This window comes from Salinicola sp. V024 (assembly GCF_052645315.1).
Window position 1 is genome coordinate 63,542 of the sequence record NZ_JBQXYB010000013.1, and the last position, 17,975, is coordinate 81,516.

Annotated in this window: 16 protein-coding genes; 10 read left to right on the forward strand and 6 right to left on the reverse strand. The window is 62.4% G+C overall.

What is annotated here, in order from left to right:
- Nucleotides 1-49: 49 nt before the first annotated feature.
- The 4 genes from glnG to glnA all read right to left on the reverse strand — a co-directional run bounded on the left by glnG (nt 50) and on the right by glnA (nt 4,964).
- Nucleotides 50-1,459, reverse strand: coding sequence for a nitrogen regulation protein NR(I) (glnG, locus tag ACUN9V_RS16340; protein ID WP_445512171.1), 1,410 nt, complete (start codon nt 1,457-1,459; stop codon nt 50-52).
- 85 nt (nt 1,460-1,544) lie between these two features.
- Complete coding sequence (glnL, locus tag ACUN9V_RS16345) at nt 1,545-2,588, reverse strand: nitrogen regulation protein NR(II) (protein ID WP_075560639.1); 1,044 nt, start codon at nt 2,586-2,588, stop codon at nt 1,545-1,547.
- Between the two features lie 211 nt (nt 2,589-2,799).
- Nucleotides 2,800-3,414, reverse strand: a complete 615-nt coding sequence (locus ACUN9V_RS16350; protein ID WP_445512172.1) for a DUF4124 domain-containing protein — start codon at nt 3,412-3,414, stop codon at nt 2,800-2,802.
- Between the two features lie 143 nt (nt 3,415-3,557).
- Nucleotides 3,558-4,964 carry a glutamate--ammonia ligase gene (glnA, locus tag ACUN9V_RS16355; protein WP_075560638.1) on the reverse strand — a complete coding sequence of 469 codons (1,407 nt, stop codon included), beginning with the start codon at nt 4,962-4,964 and terminating at the stop codon, nt 3,558-3,560.
- A 446-nt stretch (nt 4,965-5,410) separates the two neighbouring features.
- Between glnA and ACUN9V_RS16360 the strand changes: the two genes are divergently transcribed.
- Nucleotides 5,411-6,400 carry a polysaccharide deacetylase family protein gene (locus ACUN9V_RS16360; RefSeq protein WP_445512173.1) on the forward strand — a complete coding sequence of 330 codons (990 nt, stop codon included), beginning with the start codon at nt 5,411-5,413 and terminating at the stop codon, nt 6,398-6,400.
- Here the strand turns inward: ACUN9V_RS16360 and ACUN9V_RS16365 are convergent.
- Nucleotides 6,397-7,023, reverse strand: a complete 627-nt coding sequence (locus ACUN9V_RS16365) for a nucleotidyltransferase family protein (protein ID WP_445512174.1) — start codon at nt 7,021-7,023, stop codon at nt 6,397-6,399. The genes ACUN9V_RS16360 and ACUN9V_RS16365 overlap by 4 nt on opposite strands.
- A 230-nt stretch (nt 7,024-7,253) precedes the next feature.
- Here ACUN9V_RS16365 and typA point away from each other — a divergent pair, with 230 nt between their 5' ends.
- The 5 genes from typA to ACUN9V_RS16390 all read left to right on the forward strand — a co-directional run bounded on the left by typA (nt 7,254) and on the right by ACUN9V_RS16390 (nt 13,252).
- Entirely contained in the window at nt 7,254-9,107 is a 1,854-nt protein-coding gene (typA, locus tag ACUN9V_RS16370; protein WP_075560635.1) for a translational GTPase TypA, read from the forward strand.
- Nucleotides 9,108-9,320: 213 nt separating this feature from the next.
- On the forward strand, nt 9,321-10,091 hold the full coding sequence (locus ACUN9V_RS16375) for an ABC transporter ATP-binding protein (protein ID WP_439286753.1): 771 nt from the start codon (nt 9,321-9,323) through the stop codon (nt 10,089-10,091).
- Nucleotides 10,092-10,178: 87 nt separating this feature from the next.
- Entirely contained in the window at nt 10,179-10,883 is a 705-nt protein-coding gene (locus ACUN9V_RS16380; RefSeq protein ID WP_439286752.1) for an ABC transporter ATP-binding protein, read from the forward strand.
- A 60-nt stretch (nt 10,884-10,943) separates the two neighbouring features.
- On the forward strand, nt 10,944-11,942 hold the full coding sequence (locus ACUN9V_RS16385) for a branched-chain amino acid ABC transporter permease (protein WP_075560632.1): 999 nt from the start codon (nt 10,944-10,946) through the stop codon (nt 11,940-11,942).
- Nucleotides 11,942-13,252: a branched-chain amino acid ABC transporter permease gene (locus tag ACUN9V_RS16390; RefSeq protein WP_445512175.1), complete on the forward strand. Its 1,311-nt coding sequence runs from the start codon at nt 11,942-11,944 to the stop codon at nt 13,250-13,252. The genes ACUN9V_RS16385 and ACUN9V_RS16390 overlap by 1 nt, the downstream gene beginning before the upstream one ends.
- Nucleotides 13,253-13,348: 96 nt before the next feature.
- Here ACUN9V_RS16390 and ACUN9V_RS16395 read toward each other — a convergent pair whose 3' ends face one another.
- Nucleotides 13,349-14,551 carry an ABC transporter substrate-binding protein gene (locus ACUN9V_RS16395; RefSeq protein ID WP_075560630.1) on the reverse strand — a complete coding sequence of 401 codons (1,203 nt, stop codon included), beginning with the start codon at nt 14,549-14,551 and terminating at the stop codon, nt 13,349-13,351.
- Nucleotides 14,552-14,800: 249 nt separating this feature from the next.
- Between ACUN9V_RS16395 and ACUN9V_RS16400 the strand changes: the two genes are divergently transcribed.
- From ACUN9V_RS16400 to ACUN9V_RS16415, 4 genes are all read left to right on the forward strand, one after another.
- On the forward strand, nt 14,801-15,103 hold the full coding sequence (locus tag ACUN9V_RS16400) for a hypothetical protein (protein ID WP_075560629.1): 303 nt from the start codon (nt 14,801-14,803) through the stop codon (nt 15,101-15,103).
- 177 nt (nt 15,104-15,280) lie between these two features.
- Complete coding sequence (locus tag ACUN9V_RS16405; protein ID WP_168170618.1) at nt 15,281-15,457, forward strand: hypothetical protein; 177 nt, start codon at nt 15,281-15,283, stop codon at nt 15,455-15,457.
- Nucleotides 15,458-15,557: 100 nt separating this feature from the next.
- Nucleotides 15,558-16,328: a trehalose-phosphatase gene (otsB, locus tag ACUN9V_RS16410; RefSeq protein ID WP_445512176.1), complete on the forward strand. Its 771-nt coding sequence runs from the start codon at nt 15,558-15,560 to the stop codon at nt 16,326-16,328.
- Between the two features lie 181 nt (nt 16,329-16,509).
- Complete coding sequence (locus ACUN9V_RS16415; protein ID WP_445512177.1) at nt 16,510-17,892, forward strand: alpha,alpha-trehalose-phosphate synthase (UDP-forming); 1,383 nt, start codon at nt 16,510-16,512, stop codon at nt 17,890-17,892.
- Nucleotides 17,893-17,975: the final 83 nt, after the last annotated feature.

Below are 17,975 nucleotides of genomic sequence, written 5' to 3' on the forward strand. Positions count from 1 at the left end.
GAGCCGCCTTGGCGCGCCGACCTGCCAGTTGAGCGGCGTCGCGCAGGCGCTATTCGTCGGCCAGCGCCGGCAGAAGCACCTTCACTTTACGCGTCAAGGTGTTGCGTCCCCAACCCAGGAGTTCGGCCGCCTCGCCCTTGCGCCCGCCGGTGTGCTTCAGGGCGGTCTCGATCAGGATGCGCTCGAAATCCGGCACCGCTTCCTCTAGCAGGTGCGTATGACCCGAGGCCAGGGCTCGGTCCGCCCACTCCCGGAACGCGTTGCGCCAGTCCCCGCTCGGCGCTTCGCTGCCTTCGATGTCACGCAGCTCCGGCGGCAGATCGTCGACCAGCACTTCCCGGCCGGAGGCCATCACCGTCAGCCAGCGGCAGGTGTTTTCCAGCTGACGCACGTTGCCGGGCCAGGGCAGGCGCGTCAAATGCGTCTCGGCGTCCTTGGTCAGAACCTTAGGCTCCGCCGAGAGTTCCTTGGCGGCCTCGGCGAGAAAGTGCTGGGCCAGACGCGGAATATCCTCGCGGCGCTCCGACAGCCGTGGCAGATGCACGCGAATCACGTTGAGCCGGTGGAACAGATCCTCGCGGAAGCGCCCCTCCGTCACCAGCTTTTCCAGGTACTGGTGCGTCGCCGCGATGATCCGCACATCGACCTTGACCGGCATGTGACCACCCACCCGGTAGAACTCGCCGTCCGCCAGCACGCGCAGCAGCCGCGTCTGGGTATCGGCCGGCATATCGCCGATCTCGTCCAGGAACAGCGTACCGCCATCGGCCTGTTCGAAGCGCCCGCGGCGCTGAGCGGCGGCTCCGGTGAAGGCGCCCTTTTCATGGCCGAACAGTTCCGATTCCATCAGATCCTTGGGGATCGCGGCCATGTTGAGCGCGATGAACGGATGGCCGCTGCGCGGGCTGTGCTGGTGCAGCGCCTGGGCGACCCGCTCCTTGCCGGTGCCCGATTCGCCGTTGATCAGCACGGTGATGTGCGACTGCGACAGCCGGCCGATGGCCCGGAACACCTCCTGCATCGCCGGCGCTTCGCCGATGATCTCGGCGGAAAGCCCCTCCGGCATGGCGGCGGGTGAACGTCGTTCGCGGGCGTGCGCCACGCCCCGCCGGACTAGCGCCAGCGCATCGTCGACATCGAACGGCTTGGGCAGATATTCGAACGCCCCACCCTGATAGGAGGCCACGGCACTGTCCAGATCCGAATGCGCGGTCATCACGATCACCGGCAGGTCGGGATGCATCTCGCGGACCTTGGCCATCAGATCGAGCCCGTCGAGCCCCGGCATGCGAATGTCGGTCAGCAGCACGTCCGGCGGATGTCGCTCGATCGACTCGAGCGCGGCATCGGCCCGTTCGAACGACTGCACCTCGAGATCCGGTTGCGCCAGCGCTCTTTCCAGAACCCAGCGGATCGCACGATCATCGTCGACGATCGCGATACGGGCGACTTCAGTCATGGCAGTTCTCCAGCAGAACGGTGAATCGCGCTCTCGGCGACTTCGTCAATCGCTCGTCCACGGACGAGGACGAATAGAATCAGACTCACGACGGCGCCTCGAAAGGAATCAACAGACGAAACTCCGTCACTCCCGGATGGGATTCACACTCGATAAGGCCCTGATGCTGATGCAGGATCGACTGCGCGATCGACAGTCCCAGCCCGCTACCCTCGGCGCGCCCGGAGACCATCGGGAAGAACAGCGTCTCGCGAATGTGCTCCGGAATGCCGGGGCCGTTGTCGATGATCGCCACTTCACACACCAGTCGGTGGCGCTCGGCGCCCAGCGTGAACTGGCGGCGAACCCGGGTGCGCAGCAGCAGGCGCGGCTCGAGCGTGTCGAACTCCTCCATCGCCTGAACGGCATTGCGTGCGATATTGAGCACCGCCTGGATCAACTGGGGCTCGTCGCCGATCAGGTCCGGCACGCTGGGGTCGTAGTCGCGCTCGAAGCTCAGCTGATGGTGCTCCGCCTCGAGCAGCGCACGCACGCGCTCCAGTACCTTGTGCACGTTGAGCGGCTCGTGGTGAACCAGGGTGTTGGGGCCCAGCATGCGATCGACCAGATCGCGCAGCCGGTCAGCCTCTTCGACGATGATCCGGGTGAATTCGGTGAGCTGCGGGTCGGGCAGATCCCGCTCCAGCAGCTGCGCCGCACCGCGGATACCGCCCAGCGGATTCTTGACCTCGTGAGCGAGACCCCGCATCAGCACCTTGACCGTTTCCTGGCGCGCCATCAGCGCCTCCTCCCGCGAGATCCGCAACAGTCGGTCGCGCGGCTCGATCTCGAGCAGCAGTTCGCGGCTGGTGATCGGCGTCGCGGTGAAGTCCACCGTAATCACGTCCCCCGCGGCCAGTATCAGCGTGGCTTCGCGCTGAGTGTAGGGGTGAAACTCCTGCATGGCCTTGAGCAGGACCTGGCGAACGCTACCGTCCTCGCCGTTGAGGCACTCCAGCCACTGTCCCATCACCCGCGGCCGGCTGGCGGCCAGCAGCGCCTCGGCGGAGGGGTTGAGCCAGCGCACCTGAAGGCTGTCGTCGAGGAGTACGACGGCGGTCGTCAGATGCTCCAGCAAACGTTGATACATGCGTCGTTCCATCGTGGTGATCCGGTATGTGCTTATACAGTGCAAGAACCGCGCCACTCCCCGATTTCGCGCTGCTACGCGGAAGGCTCATTTGATGCAGGCGCGTCCCCACCCGATCTGATCCGTACTGAACGCCCTGGCGCTCATTCACCAAAATGGTGCAGTCACCCAGATCCCTGCCTGCCAATGGGGATCGATTTCACGGCTGCCATTATTTTTGGCGATTGGGATTGTTCGGGTTGGCCGGCAGATTGACGCTGGCCCGTTGCACATAGAGCGTGACCGCCGGCGTCGCCAGACGTACCCGCCCTTGCGCGTCGACCAGCTCGGCCTGCAACCGATGCTCGCCACGCTCGAGCTGACTCAGCGCGAAGACATTGGTGTGCATGGGTGACTGGCGCACTTCGCCATCGACCCGGAGCTGGACCCGATCGCCACGTTGCAGCGCCGGCTCGATCGCCAGCTGCACCTGAACGTTGCCGGCCTGGCCGGTGGGCAGCGTCTGCTCGTCATGCGGGCTGGAAATCGTGAAGCGCTCATAGTCGACCGCCGAGGCGGATGCCGGCGTCGGCTGGTCTGAGCGCGTGCGGATGTCGGGCGTGTCAGGGTCGACCACCGTAATCGGCTTGAGATCCACGCGATGCCCGGCCCGCGGCTCATCGCTGTAGACCACGTTACCGTCAGCGTCGACATGACGGTACACCGACGCCGCCTGGGCCGACGAGATAATCATCGGCAAGACAGGCATCGGCGAGACAATCACCGACGAGACAATGCCAGCCGCCAGGCCAACCCAGGTCCTCAAACCCAACATTCGTACCGACATCGCCACCCCTCCGTTATCGTCCGATATCTCCTATCGGCCAGGCACAACATCGGCTGAAAGCGCACGAACGTGACGTGCCACGAAAAAAGCCCCACCAGAGTGGGGCTTCCGTCAGGTCCGCGGGGCTATACGCTCAAGCCCGTTTAGACACTGTAATAGAGATCGAACTCGACCGGATGCGTCGCCAGACGCAGGCGCTCGACGTCTTCGCTCTTCAGCGCGATGTAGGCGTCGATCATCTCGTCGGTGAACACGCCGCCTTCGGTCAGGAAGGAGCGATCGGCGTCGAGTGCTTCCAGCGCCTGATCGAGGCTGGTCGCCACGGTCGGCACTTTCTTGCCTTCTTCCGGCGGCAGGTCATACAGATTCTTGTCCATGGCATCGCCAGGATGAATCTTGTTCTTGATGCCGTCGATCCCGGCCATCAGCATCGCCGAGAAGGCCAGGTACGGGTTGGCCGTCGGGTCAGGGAAACGCGTCTCGACACGCTTGCCTTTCGGGTTGGAGGTATACGGAATCCGAATGGACGCGGAACGGTTACGCGCGCTATAGGCGAGCATGACCGGCGCTTCGAAGCCCGGCACCAGACGCTTGTAGGAGTTGGTCGAGGCGTTGGTGAAGGCGTTCAGAGCACGCGCATGCTTGATGATGCCGCCGATGTAATAAAGCGCCATCTCGGACAGACCTGCGTACTCGTCACCCGCGAACTGGTTGGTGCCGTCTTTCCAGAAAGACTGGTGAACGTGCATACCGGAACCGTTGTCGCCCACCAGCGGCTTGGGCATGAACGTCGCCGTCTTGCCGTAAGCGTGCGCCACGTTGTGGATGACGTACTTCATTTCCTGAACTTCGTCGGCCTTCTTCACCAGCGTGTTGAACTTGACACCGATCTCGTTCTGACCGGCGTTGGCCACTTCGTGGTGATGCACTTCGACTTCCTGACCGATCGCCTGCAGCGTGTTGCACATGGCGCTACGGATATCGTGGAAGCTGTCGACCGGCGGAACCGGGAAGTAGCCGCCCTTGACGCGCGGACGGTGCGCCAGGTTGCCGCCTTCGACCTGACGGTCGGTGGACCAGGCACCTTCTTCGGACGAGATCTTGTACATGGAGCCCTCGATATCGGACTTCCAGTGCACTTCGTCGAAAATGAAGAATTCCGGCTCCGGGCCGAAGAACGCGGTGTCACCCAGGCCGGTGCTATTGAGATAGGCTTCGGCGCGCTTGGCGATGGAGCGCGGATCGCGCTCATAGCCCTGCATGGTGGCCGGCTCGATGATGTCGCAACGCAGCACCAGGGTGGAGTCTTCGGTGAACGGGTCGAGAAACGCGGTACCGTCTTCCGGACGCAGAATCATGTCGGACTCGTTGATGCCTTTCCAGCCTTCGATGGAAGAGCCGTCGAACATCTGGCCGTCTTCGAAGAAATCCGAATCGATGGCAGTGGCAGGGATCGTGACGTGCTGCTCCTTGCCCTTGGTATCGGTAAAGCGCAAATCCACCCACTTGACGTCGTGTTCTTCGATAAGGGCGAGGGTTTTCTCAGACATGTTGTCCTCCACTGTGAGCCATGGCTCGATTCGTTGGCGAATGACCAACACCGTTGTTTGGCGTACGTATGTGTGGCGTGCGTATTTTGTAGCATGAAGTCGGCACTCTTGCCCACGCGCACACCGTTTTTACATTGTCATGCAGAGAATGTGCCAAAATGAAGCAAAGCGGTGAAATGAAGCCGTAAGCGGATGATAAAAAAGACGATTCCCTACAGATCGAAAGCTTCATACGAGACTCACGGCCTTTCTATTGGCTTTCAGCCTAGATCGGTTGATTGCCTTATGCACCAGTTTGGCGCGCCTATAGAGTCAAATGCACCACAATGTCTCGCACGACTTCGCCCGGAAACTTTGCCCAAACGCGATCGGCAACGGATACTGTAGAGAGTATAGAAAGGCGCCGGAAGCGATGGCGATCAACGACTTCAGTAACGGAATTTCCCATGCCCAGGCTGGATCGTACACAGGACGTCGTACAACGCCTAAGGGGCCACTGGCGCCTCAATCTGAGTGAACCATTGTGGGGCCGCAGCGCCATTCTAGCCCTGCGCCGGGTGATGGCTGACGAAGCCGAGGCCCGCCTGCCACATCGATCCGACTGGTGTCTGGGCCCGGACAGCTTCCGGCAACTGCTGGAAAGTCTCACTGAAAGCGCCCAGATCGTCAGTCTGGAAAGCGCGTTGCACTTGCACCACGATCAACTGCCCCGGATTGCGCTGACATTCGACGGCGGCTGGCGCGACACGCTCAAACAGGTTTCGCCGACGCTGGAGCGGCTGGCGCTTCCCGCCAACGTGTTTCTCCCCTGCCCGGTCACCCAGCAGGCCTGGAGCAGCTGGCACGAAGTCATCGGCGAAGCGCTGTGGCGCAAAGATACCGCCGCTAGTGCGCACCGGCTGCTCGCCGACGCGAGCCTGCCGATGCCGCCGCTGGCCAACGGCCACCGCGACGAGCGTTACAGCCAGGAGATCAAGATCTACATCGATGAACTCGAACGGTCGCACGAAGGGGCCGCACTGGGCATGATCGCCGAATCACTGGGTAACGAACCGGCATTTACCGATCAGGCACTCGATGCGTTCAGCATCCGCCGTCTCGAACAGGGCGGACTCTTTCGTTTCGGCAACCTGATGCCGGCGCGCTCCACGCCTGGCAGTCTTCAGACGCTCCATCGACTGCGCGACAGTCAGCATCAGTTGGCGGTGCTGTGCCGCCAACCGCTGAACGTGGCGGCCTGCAACAGTGAGTTTGCGGACGAGGCGCTGACCAGACTGGCCGTCAACGCCGGCTTCGAGCGCGTCCTGACCCGCCGTGCCGGCTGGCTGGAGCCGCCGAACGACACCGTTCTGTTGCCGCGTTTTCTGATCACGCAACCGGTCGCCAACAGCCCGGGCCGGCTGTTCGACTGGTTGCTGGGCAAGCTGCCGAGCTAGCTCTCGCCGGGCAGGCCTTCTATCTCGAGTCGCGGCCAGCGACGACCCCACCCCTTGGCAACGACCCGACGACGAAACACCTCGCGATCCCCATGGCGCGGATTGTGGGTGACGCGTCCGGCCAGCAGCGACGCCAAACCCAATGGCGCGATCAGGTGAAGACCGTCATCGTCATCCAGCGTCACCCCCACCGCGGTTTCACACTCGACCCACACGCTCAGCGCTTCCTCTATAGAGGTGTAGGCAAGATGACCGTGTCGGCGATGCATACGGGCCTGATTCTTCACCGACCAGGGCAAACCGGTGGCGTCGATGAGGCTCGTTTCTTGCTGGCGATCGATCAGCGCGCTGGTCCTGGCGGGCGCGAAGTAGACCAGATCGATATCGTTGAGCGGTGTCGACGGCACATGGCCGTGCAGCCGATCCCAGACCAGATTGCGCACGAATCCGGCGGCCAGCCACCAGTCGGGCAAGCCCAGCGAACGCGCCTGGCGCAGCGCGCTCATGCGCCAGGCATCGGCGTGAATCCACTCGCACACTCTCTCGGCATCACCCATGAGCATCCTCGAACCACCGTGGCCGCCCTTGTCGATAGACACACCGCCGTATTGATCGATAGACATCGCCCTACCTATCGCTCTGGCTGGCGCCACGCGCGGAAATCGCCCAGAAAGATCCTGCGATCCATCGACACAATATCCCGATAGACTAAAGTAGCCAGTGTCGCGCGCTTGGCTGTACAATGCGCGCCCGACCCTCCTACTCAGTGCCCAGGGGACTCGTCGATCCAGCGCTAGAGCGCGGATCATCGACTTAGACATGGGCGCACACATTTTACGATGGAAACCGCCCCATGAGTGACAACGCCTCTAACGCTCGTATCGAGAGCATTAGGAACATTGCCATTATCGCCCACGTCGACCATGGCAAGACGACACTGGTCGATAAGCTCCTGAGCCAGTCCGGCACGCTGGATCGCAAGGCCGAAGGCCAAGACCGGATCATGGATTCCAATGATCAGGAGAAGGAACGCGGCATCACGATTCTGGCCAAGAATACCGCGATCCGCTGGGACGACGGTAAAGGCCACAATTACCACATCAATATCGTCGATACGCCGGGACACGCCGACTTCGGTGGTGAAGTCGAACGCGTCATGTCCATGGTCGATTCCGTATTGCTGCTGGTCGATGCCGTCGACGGCCCGATGCCGCAGACGCGCTTCGTGACCCAGAAAGCCTTCGCCCAGGGTCTCAAGCCGATCGTCGTGGTCAACAAGGTCGACCGTCCCGGCGCGCGCCCGGACTGGGTCGTCGATCAGATCTTCGATCTGTTCGACAACCTCGGCGCCACCGACGAGCAGCTCGACTTTCCGATCATCTACTGCTCCGCGCTCAACGGCATCGCCGGCATGGAACCGGACGCGATGGCCGACGATATGACGCCGATGTTCCAGTCGATCGTCGACATCGTCGAACCGCCCAAGGTCGAACTCGACGGCCCGTTCCAGATGCAGATCTCGGCGCTGGACTACAACAGCTACGTTGGCGTCATCGGTCTCGGCCGCATCAAGCGCGGCAGCGTCAAGCCCAGCCAGCAGATCAGCATCATCACCAAGGAAGGCGCGACCCGTAAGGGCAAGATCGGCCAGGTGATGACTCACATGGGTCTGGAACGCGTGCAGACCGACGAAGCCACCGCCGGCGACATCGTCTGCATCACCGGTATCGACAACCTGGCGATCTCCGACACGCTGTGCGACGTCAACACCGTCGAAGCGCTGCCGCCGCTCTCCGTCGATGAGCCGACCGTCTCGATGACCTTCCAGGTCAACGATTCGCCGTTCGCCGGCAAGGAAGGCAAGTACGTCACCAGCCGCAACATCAAGGATCGTCTCGACCAGGAGCTGATCCATAACGTGGCGCTGCGTGTCGAGCAGGCTGAGACCCCGGAGAAATTCAAGGTCTCCGGCCGCGGCGAGCTGCACCTCTCGGTGCTGATCGAAACCATGCGCCGCGAAGGCTTCGAGCTGGCCGTGGGCCGCCCCGAGGTCATCATCCGCGAGATCGACGGCGTCAAGCAGGAGCCGTACGAAGAAGTCATCATCGACTGTGAAGAGCAGCATCAGGGCTCGGTGATGGAAGAGCTCGGCTACCGCAAGGGCGAGATGACCAACATGAACCCGGATGGCAAGGGTCGTGTGCGTCTGGACTTCATCATCCCCGCGCGGGGTCTGATCGGCTTCCGTGGTCAGTTCCTGACCCTGACTTCGGGCACCGGCATCCTGACCAGCCGCTTCGATCATTACGGCCCGCTGAAGCCGGACGCCTCGATCGAGCGTCGTAACGGCGTGCTGGTCTCCATGGTCGGCGGCAAGGCCCTGGCCTATGCGCTTTACGCCCTGCAGGAGCGCGGCAAGCTGATCATCGATCACGCCACGGAAGTCTACGAAGGCATGCTGATCGGCATCAACAACCGTGCCAACGACATGGTGGTCAACCCGACCAAGGGCAAGAAGCTCGACAACATGCGCTCGACGGGTAACGATGAAAATATCGTGCTGACACCGCCGATCAAGTTCACGCTCGAACAGGCGATCGAGTTCCTGGACTCCGATGAGCTGGTAGAAGTGACGCCGAGCCATATTCGTCTGCGCAAGAAGCACCTGACCGAGAACGAGCGCAAGCGAGCCGGCAAGAAAGGCTGATCACGCGCCGATTCGAACGCGTGACGTGACATCGATACACCCGCCCTTCGGCGGGTGTATTCGTTTGTGGCGTTCGAGCGTTGAACAAGAAAGACTATTCAAGATGAGCGACCGCTGTACAATCGGCAACATCATCAACAAGCGACTGCCAGGAGCGCCGCCTTATCGGCGGGCTTGCTCGAACAATAGTAAAAACGTGCCAAGGGAAACCCGATGACGCCGATCATCGATGTCCGCAATATCCGCAAGTCGTTCGGGGGCCTGACGGTCATCGACGACTGCTCGATCCAGGTCGCCAAGGGCTCGGTCACCGGGATGATCGGTCCCAACGGTGCCGGCAAGTCCACCCTGTTCAACATCATCGCCGGCAGCCTCATGCCCGACAGCGGCGAGGTGCTGCTCGACGGCGAAGCGATCACCCACCTCTCCGCTAACCAGCGCTTCCATAAAGGGCTGTTGCGCACGTTTCAGATTGCCCACGAGTTCAGTCACCTGACGGCGCTCGAGAATCTGATGATGGTGCCGCCGAGCCAGGAAGGCGAGACGCTGTTCAGCACCTGGCTGAAACCCGGCGAAGTGCGACGTCAGGAAGCCGAAGTTCGCCGCCGTGCGCTCGAAGTGCTCGACTTCGTCGGGCTCTCGCACGTGCGCAACGAACTGGCCGGCAATCTCTCCGGGGGCCAGAAGAAGCTCCTCGAGCTGGGCCGCACCATGATGACCGATGCCCGCGTCGTGCTGCTCGACGAGATCGCCGCCGGGGTCAATCGCACCCTGCTCGGTGACCTGATGGGCAATATCGAACGCCTCAATCGCGAGCTCGGCTACACCTTCCTGGTCATCGAACATGACATGGACATGATCGCGCGGCTGTGCGATCCGGTCATCGTGCTGGCCCAGGGTCAGGTGATGATGGAAGGGTCGATCACCGAGATCCAGAACAATCCGGAAGTGATCGAAGCGTACTTTGGCGCCGAGCCTGCCTAGATTTCAGAACCGACCTGGAGCCCGGAACCGGCTCGAGGCTCGAAAACAACAGCCAGTACTCGCGACGCAATAACAAACGAGCACACAATGCCACTACTCGAAGCAATCGACGTTCATGGCGGCTACGGCGGCATGAACATCTTGAACGGCGTCGACATGACGATCGAGGCCGATGAGATCGGCGTCATCATCGGGCCCAACGGCGCCGGCAAATCGACCATGCTCAAGGCCATATTCGGCCTGCTGACGATTACCCAGGGCGAGATCCGGCTGCGCGGCGAAGCGATTACCAACCTTTCTCCCCACAAGCTGGTGGAAATGGGCATGGGCTTCGTCCCCCAGGAGAAGAACATCTTCCCCAGTCTCTCCGTCGAGGAGAACCTGGAGATGGGCGCGTTCCTCAAGCCCGCCACCGCCTCGCGGCTCAAGGCCCAGATCTACGAATTCTTCCCGCCGTTGCTGGAAAAACGCCGTCAGCCGGCCGGCGAGCTTTCCGGCGGCCAACGTCAGATGGTGGCCATGGGCCGGGCGCTGATGAACGAACCCAGCGTGCTGCTGCTCGACGAGCCGACCGCCGGGCTCTCGCCGCTTTACATGAACGAAATCTTCGAGCGGGTGAAGACCATCAATGCCGCCGGTGTCGGCGTGCTGATGGTCGAGCAGAACGCCAAGCAGGCGCTGCGTATCGCGCACAAGGGCTTCGTGCTCGCGGCCGGGCAGAACCGTTTCACCGATACCGGCGCGGCGCTGCTCGATGATCCGCAGGTGGCCAAGAGCTTCCTCGGTGGCTGACGCCGCCTTGTCGTCCGGTATTCCCGGCCGCGAGACCCCGCTTTCAAGAGAGACCCTGTCGTGAATGAGCTGATCTATTTCTTCAACTATGTGGTGATCGCCGGCAGCGTCACCGGCTGCATCTACGCTATCGGCGCGGTCGGCGTGACGCTGATCTACAGCATCCTGCGCTTCGCCCACTTCGCCCATGCCGACATGATGACCCTCGGCACCCTCGCCGTACTGCTGCTGACGCTGGCCTTTCCCCATGCCGGCGACCCGCTCGGCCTGCCCACGGCCATCGTCATGCTGCCGGTGGGGATGGCGATCACCTCACTGATCGCCGTGGGGATCGATCGCGCGTTCTATCAGCCGCTGCGCAATCACGGCGTCAAACCGATCGTGATGGTGATCGCGTCGCTCGGTGTCACCCTGATGCTGCAGGGTCTGATCCGGTTGTTCGCCGGTACCGGCTCCCAGAATCTCTACGTCGACGCGCGCAAGGAGATCTTTCGCATTGACGTGCCCGGCGTGACCCGACCGATCATCCTCACCGAACCGCAGATCATTCTGTTCATCGTGACCGTGATCGCCGTGGTCGGGCTGCACCTGTTTCTGACGCGGGCCCGACTGGGCAAGGCGATGCGGGCGATGTCCGACAACCCCGATCTCGCTCGGGCCTCCGGCATCAACACCAAACTGATCATCACGCTGACCTGGGTCATCGCCGGGTCGCTTGCCACCCTGGCGGGGACGCTGCTGTCGCTGGATGTCGCTTTCAAGCCGGATCTCAGCTTCTTCCTGCTGCTGCCGATCTTCGCCGCTGCCATCGTCGGCGGCGTCGGTCACCCGTATGGCGCCATCGCTGGCGGCTTCCTGGTCGGCTTCGCCGAAACGCTGGCGGTATTCAACTGGTCGGTGCTGCTCAGACCGCTGCGCGATAGCCTGCCGACGTGGCTGGAACTCCCCAACAACCTCGCGCTGGTGGGTACCGAATACAAAATCGTCGTGCCCTTCTTCATTCTGATCGCGGTACTGATCTGGCGTCCGACCGGCATCTTCAAAGGGAAGGTGATCTGATGAACTCGACTTCCAATACGCCCAGCTCAAGGCAAACCGCGCCCCGCCGCGCGATGCCGAAGCGCGAACTCGTGCTGTTCGGCGGGCTGGCCATCGTCGTGCTCGCCGTGTTCGCGACCATGGGCCCGGCCTATTCCACGCGCATGCTGGTGGAAGCCTCCTGTTATGCGATTCTCGCCCTCGGCCTGACCATCCAGTGGGGCTACGCCGGCCAGTTCAATGCCGGCATCATGGGTTTCGTGGCGCTGGGCGGTTTCTCGGCGACGTTCTTCAGCATCCCCGTCAATCACGAATTCTGGGCGAGCGATCTTCCCGGCCGCCTGGGCTGGGTGCTGCTGGCGATGGTCGTGGTGACCGCGCTGGTCTTCGGCATCAGCCGGCTCGATCGCATCGGCGTTCCCAAACTGCTGCGCACGACGCTGGCCATCGTCGCCGGGCTCGTCGGCTACCTGGTCGTGATCAGCTGGCTGCGCAGCGTGACCGGCGATATCGAATCCCAGGTGGAGTTCATCGGCGGCCTGGGCTTGCCGGTATGGTTGGGCTGGATCGTGGGCGGCGTGCTGGCCGGCGGTGTCGGCTACTTCATCGGTCATATCTGCCTCGGCCTTCGCAGCGACTATCTGGTCATCGCGACGTTGGGCATCGCCGAGATCATCAAAGCGTTTCTCAAGAACTCCGACTGGCTCACTCGCGGCACCGCGACGATCTCGCCGCTGTCCTGGCCGGTGGCGGAACCCGGTGACGTCGGCTTTCTGACGGCGAGAGCGCTCTATCTTTCTGTGACTGTGGTGATGATCGCGGTGATCTTCTTCCTGCTCCATCGCGCCTATCACGCCCCCTGGGGCCGCATGATCCGCGCCATCCGCGACAACGAAGTCTCCGCCGCGGCCATGGGCAAGTCGATCAATCGCCGCCGTCAGGAGATCTTCGTCTTCGGCTGTATTTTGATGGGCATCGGCGGCGCGGCGCTGACCAGCTTCAACGGCCTGTTCGATCCGCAGGGCTTCCTGCCGCTCAATCACACCTTCCTGGTGTTGGTGATGGTGATTCTCGGTGGCCCGGGCAACAATCTGGGCACCCTGTTCGGCGCCGTGCTGGTCTACGTGATCTGGATCATGTCGGGGCCGATGGCGCTGGCCGTGATGCACGCCTTCGTCGCACTGGGCTCGCACTGGTTCGACTGGCAGCCGGGCAATCTCGACAGTCGCGCATTGCAGGCGAGGGTGTTCGTGATCGGCCTGCTGATTCTGCTGGTGCTGCGCTTCGCCCCGCGCGGACTGATACCGGAGAAGGTCGCACATCACGATTGAGCGATTTTACCAAGCCCGAAACGCAAAACCCCGAGCCTGAGCTCGGGGTTTTGCTATCTGAACAGTGACGCCGATCAGTCGTCGGCGGCTCGCTATTTATTCACCAATCGCACCCTTGGTGACGAACTTACCATCCTCGACCGCCATTTCGACCACGATGCCCGGCACGTCGCCGTTGTCGTCGAACTCCTGGTTGCCGGAAGCGCCCTGATAGTTGATCTCCTTACCCTCTTTGAGCAACTTCTTGGCTTTCTCCCATTCACCCGGCAGGATCGTCTCGCCCGGCTCGGTGGCGACATCGCGAAGTGCCTTGGACAAGCCTTCGCGGTCCGCGCTGCCGTTCTTCTCGATGGCGAGCGCCAGCAGGAAGGCGGCATCGTAGGACTGCGCCGCGAACACCGCGCTCGGATCGATGTCGGCCTTCTTCGCCAGATCGTTGAAGACATCGCCGCCCGGCGCATCCGGGGAGCCCGGACGTGTCGCGATCATGCCTTCGAGTACGTCGGCGCCGACCGCTTCGACCAGCGAGTTGCCGACCATGCCGTCGCCGCCGGCATACTGAGTGAACGCGCCGCTTTCGTAGGCCTGACGCAGGATCGTCTGGCCCGAGGTATCGGCGTAGGCGAGCACGACCAGCGTCTGCGAACCGCCGGAAGAGAGCTTGCCGATCTCCGAACGATAGTCCGCCCGATTGTCCTCATGCGCCAGATTGGCGGAGACCGAGCCGCCTTCGGCTTCGAAGGTTTTGGTGAAGGCGTCGTCGAGGCCCTGACCGTAGTCATTGTTGACGTAGGTCACGGCGACATCCTCGATGCCCTTGGACAGCAGCAGCTTGGCCAGCTGCTCGCCCTGGAAGGCATCGGAAGGCACGGTCCGGAAGACCAGATCGTTGTCGTCGAGATCCGTCACCGCCGGAGCGGTGGAAGCCGGCGAGACCATCACCACGCCGCCGGGGATCGCGGCATTGTTGGCCGCCGCAATGGTGGCACCGGTACATAGCGCGCCGACGATCGCGGTCACTTTCTCGCTATTCACCAGGCGATCGGCAGCGTTGGAGGCAGCCGAGGCGTCCGAACAGGTCGTATCGCCTGACGGCATCACCATGTCTTCACCATCCAGCAGGCCGCCCTGCTCGTTGACCTCCTGCACGGCGAGCTTGGCGCCATCGAAGATCGGCGGCGTCAGGCTTTCAATACCGCCGGTGAAGCCCCCGAGAAATCCCACTTTGACATCCGCCTGGGCGACGCCGGCGCAGGCCGTGGTTGCCGCGATGGCGAGTGCGAGTACTGTCTTCTTCATCGTTGTTGTCGCTCTTTGTAGGGTCGTGAAAGACTTGTATGAGGTCGTGAAAGACGATGTTTACTCTGCTGGCACGGCGCCCAAAAGACAAGCATTCGTAACGGTTCGTGTCTTCACCTTTCGGCGTGCCTGACCGCCCCCATGATAGCGCATGACGGGTGACGAACAGCGCCACTCTCGAGGCGACGGCAGACCGAACGATTAACGGCTACGCTGAACAGCACGCTTACCAATGTTAAGGAAACCGCTATGCACAAGCATGTTGAATGGGACACCCCGGGTGGCGCCAGCGTCGACGCTCACTACGCCAAGGATGAGCAGCATCGCGCAACGCCGCAGCCGGGAACGATGCTGACCGCTCGCTACCACGGCTCCACGGTGCGGGTGAAGGTAGAAGCCTACAAGGACGGCGTGAGCATCGGTAAGGTCGCCGCGCTGGTCGGCGACGACGGTGATCGCCACGACACCCACGGCGAACTCAGCGTCGGTGACATGGTTAGGCTTCCCGATGACAAGCGGGCATTCCAGGCGTCGGCCGCAGACGACGACTGAGGCGCGCGGGCAGGCAAGCGTTGCGATGGCTTGCCATGCCGACGAGACCGCTCACTCAGACCATCAGGACCATTCATTCGAATCATCGAGAACGTCTTTCGAACTATCGATAACGTTCTTTCGAACCATCGAGACCCGTCGCTCAACCCTGAGCGACATCATCACGGAGGATGAAAAATGCAGAAACAAGCCCGCGTCGAACCGGTTTTCGACAGCAGCGACCTGAAAGACACGATCACCGGTTGGGTGGTGATCGACGAAAGCCAGCCCGACAACGAGAACGTCGTCTCCGAGCATACGACTCAGGAAGAAGCCCTGCGCGCCGCCGAGCAGTTCGAACAGGCCGAGCATTAAAGCGGCCGACACCCCGGACACGACGACACCAGAGCCGACGATACCGGACCGAGCTACGCCGACGGACCCGACCCTTCACTCAGAGAGCTCGCGCAGGCCCATGTCCAAACCATCCTCGAACCGGCCTTCTTCTCGGCTGCCCCCGCCTCGTCGCGACTGGGCGCTGTTTCTCGATTTCGACGGCACCCTGGTGTCGCTCGAAGCCCATCCCGACGATGTCCACGTATCGCCGCGTCTGAAAGCGCTGCTCGGCGAACTCGACAGGACCTTCGACGGTGCCGTGGCGGTGGTCAGCGGACGCCCGCTGGATCAGCTCGAGCGGCTGCTTGCGCCGGTTTCCCTGCCGATGGCCGGCATCCACGGGCTGGAGTGGCGCGACGCCGACGGCACGCGTCATACGGCAATCGACCAGCCCGCCCAGTTGGCTTCCTGCCGGAATGCCCTGGCAGCCTTCGTCGAGGGTCACCCTGGCCTGCACTACGAAGACAAGGGCGTGTCGCTGACGCTGCATTACCGTGGCGCCCCGGAGCTCGATGAAGCGTGTCACGAGTTTTTCGAGGCTCAGCATCGGGCCCTCGGCGACACGTTCGAACTGATTTCCGGCAAGTGCGTCCTCGAGTTGCGCCCCGGCGGCTATCATAAAGGAACCGCCGTTGCCCGCCTGCTCGATGAAACACCGGCTTTCCAGGCGCGCACGCCGGTTTTCATCGGCGACGATGTCACCGACGAAGATGCCTTTCGCGTCGTCAACGCTCGCGGCGGCCATGCCGTGCGAGTCGGCAGCCAAGGGGAGACCGCCGCGAGCTGCTATCTCGAATCAGTACAGGAGGTACTGACATGGCTGGAGAGTCTGGCAGCGCAAGGCGCTTGACCCCGCCGCGCGACGCAGAACACGACCTCGTAACAAGCCTTGTCGGCCCTTTCCCGGGTCTGCTCTCCCACGACCTGGACACTACCAAACCCGCGCTGTGGCGCATTTTCCCGCAGACCTACTGCAGGGTCGAGTCGATCGACTCGGCGTTGCATCTCAGCCATGGCTGAGAGGAGCCCGCATGACCCGTCTCATCGTCATTTCCAATCGCGTATCCATCCCCGAACCCGGCAAATCCGAGGCCGGCGGCCTTGCCGTGGCGATCACCGGCGCCCTCAACGAGTATGGCGGGCTGTGGTTCGGCTGGGACGGCCAGGTCAGTGAATCGCCCGCCAGCGAGCCCAACACCGTCGAGCGTGGCAACATCACCTACGCCACCCTGTCGCTGTCTCAGGAGGATTACGACGACTATTACCTCGGCTTCTCGAACGAGGTCCTCTGGCCGGTCTTTCACTTCAATCTCGGCGCCATGGATTTCCGGCTGAGCTACGCCAAGGCTTACCGGCGGGTCAACAAGCGCTTTGCCGGTGCGCTGAGCACTCTGCTCGAAGGCGGTGAGCTGATCTGGGTGCACGATTACCACCTGCTGCCGCTGGCCAAGGAACTGCGCCAGAAGGGCATCAAGGATCCGATGGGGTTTTACCTGCACATCCCCTTCCCCAGCTACGATCTGCTGCGCGCGCTGCCCGGCTATCGCGAACTACTCGACGACCTGCTGCACTACGACCTGATCGGCTTTCAGACCAGTAACGACCTGCACGCTTTCCGCCAGGCGGCGATCGAGACCTTCGGCGCCGAGGTCACCGGCGACACCATCGAATGCAACGGCCGGAAGGTGCGCACCGGCGTCTACCCGGTGGGTATCGACGTCGATGAGCTGGCCGATGAGGCCGAACGCTCCTGTGCCAACGAACAGGCGCTTCAGCTCCAAAAAGATCTCGGCGAACGCGACCTGATCATCGGCGCCGATCGCCTCGACTACTCCAAGGGCCTGATTCAGCGCTTCAACGCCTTCGAAGCACTACTTACTGATTTCGAACATCGCCGCCAGAAGACGATGTTCATGCAGATCGCCAGCCCCTCGCGCAGCGCGATTCCGGAATACGACGAGCTGCGTCGCCAGCTCGAGGAGATGGCCGGGCACATCAACGGCACCTACGCCGATCTCGATTGGGTGCCGGTGCACTATCTCAACCAGACCTACCCCCGCGACGCGCTGATCGGCCTGTTCCGCTCCGCCCGGGTTGGCCTGGTCACCCCGCTGCGCGACGGCATGAACCTGGTGTGCAAGGAGTTCGTCGCTGCCCAGGACCCCGACGACCCCGGCGTACTCGTGCTCAGCGAACTGGCCGGCGCCGCCAAGGAGCTGAGCGGCGCGCTACTGGTCAACCCCTACGACGTGCACGCCATCGCCAGTGCCATCGATCAGGCGCTCAACATGTCGCAGCAGGAGCGTCGCGAACGCTACCAGCAGATGATCGGCATTCTCAGGCGCAACAGCCTGCTCGAATGGCGCCGACGCTTCATGGAGCATCTCAGTCAGCAAAAAATTGATGGTCAGTAGAAAATCGATGGTCAGCAGAAAATCGACGGCCAGTAGAAGTTCGACGTAAGCGGGAATTAAAAGACTGCGCACATAAAAAGCCC

Bases quoted from the DNA above. Each gene is read 5' to 3' on its own strand.
- typA (WP_075560635.1), top strand. From the start codon at position 7,254: ATGAGTGACAACGCCTCTAACGCTCGTATCGAGAGCATTAGGAACATT.
- ACUN9V_RS16390 (WP_445512175.1), top strand. From the start codon at position 11,942: ATGAACTCGACTTCCAATACGCCCAGCTCAAGGCAAACCGCGCCCCGC.
- ACUN9V_RS16400 (WP_075560629.1), top strand. From the start codon at position 14,801: ATGCACAAGCATGTTGAATGGGACACCCCGGGTGGCGCCAGCGTCGAC.
- otsB (WP_445512176.1), top strand. From the start codon at position 15,558: ATGTCCAAACCATCCTCGAACCGGCCTTCTTCTCGGCTGCCCCCGCCT.
- glnG (WP_445512171.1), bottom strand. From the start codon at position 1,459: ATGACTGAAGTCGCCCGTATCGCGATCGTCGACGATGATCGTGCGATC.
- ACUN9V_RS16380 (WP_439286752.1), top strand. From the start codon at position 10,179: ATGCCACTACTCGAAGCAATCGACGTTCATGGCGGCTACGGCGGCATG.
- ACUN9V_RS16405 (WP_168170618.1), top strand. From the start codon at position 15,281: ATGCAGAAACAAGCCCGCGTCGAACCGGTTTTCGACAGCAGCGACCTG.
- ACUN9V_RS16395 (WP_075560630.1), bottom strand. From the start codon at position 14,551: ATGAAGAAGACAGTACTCGCACTCGCCATCGCGGCAACCACGGCCTGC.
- ACUN9V_RS16360 (WP_445512173.1), top strand. From the start codon at position 5,411: ATGCCCAGGCTGGATCGTACACAGGACGTCGTACAACGCCTAAGGGGC.
- glnL (WP_075560639.1), bottom strand. From the start codon at position 2,588: ATGTATCAACGTTTGCTGGAGCATCTGACGACCGCCGTCGTACTCCTC.
- ACUN9V_RS16415 (WP_445512177.1), top strand. From the start codon at position 16,510: ATGACCCGTCTCATCGTCATTTCCAATCGCGTATCCATCCCCGAACCC.
- ACUN9V_RS16375 (WP_439286753.1), top strand. From the start codon at position 9,321: ATGACGCCGATCATCGATGTCCGCAATATCCGCAAGTCGTTCGGGGGC.
- glnA (WP_075560638.1), bottom strand. From the start codon at position 4,964: ATGTCTGAGAAAACCCTCGCCCTTATCGAAGAACACGACGTCAAGTGG.
- ACUN9V_RS16350 (WP_445512172.1), bottom strand. From the start codon at position 3,414: ATGTCGGTACGAATGTTGGGTTTGAGGACCTGGGTTGGCCTGGCGGCT.
- ACUN9V_RS16365 (WP_445512174.1), bottom strand. From the start codon at position 7,023: ATGTCTATCGATCAATACGGCGGTGTGTCTATCGACAAGGGCGGCCAC.